The sequence below is a fragment of the Nakamurella sp. genome (assembly GCF_048594475.1).
Classification (GTDB): domain Bacteria; phylum Actinomycetota; class Actinomycetes; order Mycobacteriales; family Nakamurellaceae; genus Nakamurella.
In genome coordinates, this window is the sequence record NZ_JBMDXT010000588.1 from 1 (window position 1) to 4,029 (window position 4,029).

Annotated in this window: 3 protein-coding genes and 2 pseudogenes; 4 read left to right on the plus strand and 1 reads right to left on the minus strand. The window is 76.1% G+C overall.

The window, feature by feature from the left end:
* Window positions 1–816, minus strand: a pseudogene (locus ACOJUF_RS26140) (hypothetical protein); the annotation flags it as partial.
* Window positions 817–1,058: 242 nt separating this feature from the next.
* Here ACOJUF_RS26140 and ACOJUF_RS26145 point away from each other — a divergent pair.
* From ACOJUF_RS26145 to ACOJUF_RS26160, 4 genes and pseudogenes are all read left to right on the plus strand, one after another.
* The gene (locus tag ACOJUF_RS26145) at window positions 1,059–1,763 is read left to right on the plus strand and encodes a hypothetical protein (RefSeq protein ID WP_420124728.1); all 705 of its coding nucleotides are present in this window, start codon (window positions 1,059–1,061) and stop codon (window positions 1,761–1,763) included.
* Window positions 1,760–2,680: a tRNA (adenosine(37)-N6)-dimethylallyltransferase MiaA gene (gene miaA, locus ACOJUF_RS26150; protein WP_420124729.1), complete on the plus strand. Its 921-nt coding sequence runs from the start codon at window positions 1,760–1,762 to the stop codon at window positions 2,678–2,680. The genes ACOJUF_RS26145 and miaA overlap by 4 nt, the downstream gene beginning before the upstream one ends.
* A gap of 4 nt (window positions 2,681–2,684) precedes the next feature.
* Window positions 2,685–3,521 carry a diaminopimelate epimerase gene (dapF, locus tag ACOJUF_RS26155; RefSeq protein WP_420124730.1) on the plus strand — a complete coding sequence of 279 codons (837 nt, stop codon included), beginning with the start codon at window positions 2,685–2,687 and terminating at the stop codon, window positions 3,519–3,521.
* A gap of 257 nt (window positions 3,522–3,778) precedes the next feature.
* A pseudogene (locus ACOJUF_RS26160) lies at window positions 3,779–4,029 on the plus strand (GTPase HflX); the annotation flags it as partial.

Below are 4,029 nucleotides of genomic sequence, written 5' to 3' on the forward strand. Positions count from 1 at the left end.
GGTGGCCGGAGTGGCGGACGCCGCCGCGTCCGCGGCGGGGTCGCTCGCGGGTTCGGTAGGGGCCGGCTCGTCGACCGGTGCCGCGGAGCCGGCGTCAGCCTCCGGCGCCCCGCTGGGCGGGGCATCACCGGCCGGTGCGTCGGAGACCGGTGCCTCGGCGGCGGCCGGTTCCGCGGTCGCCGGCTGGGATTCGGCCGGCTCGGCCGGCTCGCGATCGGCCGGCTCGCGATCGGCCGGCTCGAGATCGCCCGACGGCGGATCGGCGGACGGGATGCTGTCGACGCTCCCGTCCAGGGCGGCCTCGGGAGCCCCGGCCCTGTCGGTCCCGGCGGCGACCGCCTCGACCGGCTCGCTCGTCGGTCCGCTCGGGCTCACCGTGGGCATCGGAACCGGGGGCACGGCCGGCGCGACGGTCGGCGTCGGGGCCGGTGGAGCCGCCGGCGTGACCTGCGGCAGGGGCGTCGGCTCGACCGCGGGCGGCCCGGCCGGCTCGCCGTCGCCACCGGGCTCGCTCTCCGTCGACCGGTCCGTCGACCTGTCTGTGGCCGCGGCCGTGGTCGACGGCGGGCTGGGCGCATCCGGCACGTCGGGCAGGTCCGGTATCTCCGGCAGGTCCGGCACCTCCGGCGTCGCGGCCGGGGTGGCCGGTGCCGGGATCGGGATGTCGGGTGCGTCCGGTGGTTCCGGGATCGCCGACGAGGACGGGATCGATGACGTGGTGGCGACCGCTTCGGGACCGGCGGGATCCGTGGCGGGGGTGCCCGCCGATCCGCCGGGAGACTCGTGGTCGGGGCTGGTCGTGACGTCGTCGGGCATCGGTCGGAACCTCCTACCGGTCGATGGGAGCCGGTCGGCTCCCGGGCGCCCAGCGGGCGCCCCTTTCAGCGGCGTCGGCGGCGTGGCCGACATCACGTCCAGTGTGCCCGCTGGTCATCGGGCGGGCGAGAGGGGGTCCCCGTCCCCGCCGCGGGGGTGGATGGTGGCCTCGCCCGCTCGGCCGCGGCGGTGGATGGTGGCCTCGCCCGCTCGGCCAACTAGCCTGCTGGGGTGATGGGGACGTGATCGTCGGCGCCGCGGTGTGCCCGGGTGCACCCTTTCTCATCCCCGGTGTCGCGGACCCCCTTGCGCTGGCCCGCGCGGACCTCGTGGATGCCTGCCGGACCGCCGTGCGGCCACTGGCCGACGCGGACCGGATCGTCGTGGTCGCCGGTGGGCGCCGGACCGTGGTGTTCCCGGCCGGCACCGTCGGGAGCCAGACCGGTGCGCCGGCGGTGCTGCGGAGCGACCTGCACCCACCGGTCTGCCGGCCGGTGCTGCCGGTCGGCGCCGTCGTCGGCCAGGCGCTGCTGGAACGGACCTTCCCCGGCGGCGTTCCGGTGCCGGTCGACCTGGTCGAGACCGGTGACGATCCGGACATCGCCGCGGCCGCCGTCCGGCACCGGGCCGGAGCGCGGGACGCGCTCCTGGTGATCGCCGACGGCGCCGCGACCCACGACGATCATTCTCCGGGCCGCCGGGACGACCGGGCCGGCCCCTTCGACGACGCGCTCGCCGCCGCGCTCGCCGCGGGCGACCCGGCGGCGCTGGCCGACGCGTGCGCGGACGGCGAGCTGGCCGCCGCCCTGCTGGCGGTGACCGGCCCGTTACGGGTGCTGGCCGGGCTGACCAGCACCGACCCGCCGGTCTCCGCCGAGCTGCTGCACCGGGCCGCTCCCTACGGGGTCGGGTACCTGGTGGCCGCCTGGCGCTGGCCCGGCCGATGAGCCGGCACCGCCTCGTGGTGGTGGCCGGTCCGACCGCGACCGGCAAGTCCGACCTGGCCCTGGACCTCGCCGAACGGCTGGACGGCGAGATCGTCAACGCCGATTCGATGCAGCTGTACCGGGGCATGGACATCGGCACGGCCAAGCTGGCGCCAGCCGACCGTCGCGGCATCCCGCACCACCTGCTCGACGTGCTGGACGTGACCCGGACGGCCACCGTCGCCGCCTATCAGCGGGATGCCCGGGCCGCCGTCGAACGGATCCTGGCCCGGGGCCGGACCCCGCTGCTGGTCGGCGGATCCGGGCTGTACATCCGGGCCGTGGTGGATGCCATCGAGTTCCCGGCCACCGAACCGGCGGTCCGCGCGCGGCTGGAGGACGAACTGGCCGCGGTCGGCGCCGCGGCTCTCGCCGAGCGCCTGGCCCGGGCCGATCCGGCCGCCGCGACGGCCATCGGCCCGGCCAACGGTCGCAAGATCGTGCGGGCGTTGGAGGTCATCGAGCTGACCGGTCGCCCGTTCAGCGCCACCATGCCCCGGTACGACACGCCGGCCTACGACGCCGTGCAGCTGCTGCTCGACCGCGACACCGCCGAGCTCGACGCGCGGCTCGAGCGTCGCGTGCACCGGATGGTCGACGACGGCCTGCTCGAGGAGGTCCGCCGGCTCGACGGGCAGGGACTTCGGCAGGGGGTGACCGCGTCACGGGCGCTGGGCTACGCCCAGTTCCTGCAGGTCCTGGACGGCGAGGCGACCGTGCCCGAGGCGGTGGCCGCCACCGCGCAGGCGACCCGCCGGTTCGTCCGGCGCCAACGGTCCTGGTTCCGGCGCGACCCTCGCCGGATCGACCTGGAGGCCGGCCGCCCCGACCTGCTGGCGCGCGCGGTGGAGGCGGTGGCCGGGGCCTCCGTAGGCTAGAGCGGTGTCCAGTCCCGCGACGTCCCCCGAATTCCTCAAGGGGCACGGCACCGAGAACGACTTCGTGCTGCTCCCGGACCCCGACGACGTCCTGGACCTGACCCCCGGCCGGGTCCGGGCCCTCTGCAACCGGCGGGCCGGACTCGGCGCCGACGGCGTGATCCGGGTCGTGCCCGTCCGGGACGGCGGCGCGGAGCGCTTCTTCATGGACTACTACAACGCCGACGGCTCGGTGGCCGAGATGTGCGGCAACGGCGCCCGGCTGTTCGCCCGGTATCTCGTCGAGGCCGGGTGGGCCGAGCCGGGTTCGATCGTGTTCCGGACCCGGGGCGGCACCCGGGTGGCCCGGCTCGGCCGGGTCGGAGACGTCTCCATCGAGATGGGTCCCGCGGTGGTGGGCGTCCACTCCCGGGCGCTGCTCGGCGACCGGGAGTTCGCCGGGGTCGCGGTCGACGTCGGCAATCCGCACCTGGTGTGTGCCGGGGTGGCCGACGAGTCCGCGCTGGTCGCCCTGGATCTGACCCGGCAGCCCGGCTTCGACCCCGGCGTGTTCCCGGACGGGGTGAACGTCGAGTTCGTCACCGCGCTGGGCGCCGAGGAGGTGTCCATGCGGGTGCACGAGCGCGGCGTGGGGGAGACGCGGTCGTGCGGGACCGGGACCGTGGCGGTGGCGGCCGCCCACCTGGCCGCGGCGGGCCGGGAGGCCGGCCGGGTGGCCGTCCGGGTGCCGGGCGGCCGGGTCGTGGTGGACATCGCGGCGGACGGGTCGACCCTGACCGGGCCGGCGGTGCTGGTCGCCCGCGGGCACCTCGAGGCCGACTTCTGGGCGGCCCATCGCTGACCGGGCCGTCAGCTCTCGGGAAAAAGACCGGAAAGTGGTCGGGCACTCGTGGCAGGCTGGACGGCATGTGGTAACGGCGAGCCCACCCCGTCGTTCACCCGGTCCGGCGCCCCGGCGGCCGCCGGCCCGGCCGTGAACCGACCTGACCGATGCAGACGACCGCCCCGACGGCAGACGACGAAGGACAACCAACTGTGCGAGTAGAGCCCACTCATCACCACGGTGACGGTGGCACGCCGATCCACACCCCGACGGACCTGGACTCGACGGACCCGGTCGATGCCGACTGGGAGCGCAACACCCAGGGTGAGCGCGACCTGGCCGACCGGGCCGCCCTGCGCCGGGTGGTCGGTCTGTCCACCGAACTCACCGACATCACCGAGGTCGAGTACCGCAAGCTCCAGCTGGAGCGGGTCGTCCTGGTCGGGGTCTGGGCGGGCGCCGCCTCGACCGCCGTGGCGGCCGAGGAATCGATGGCCGAGCTGGCCCGCCTCGCCGAGACGGCCGG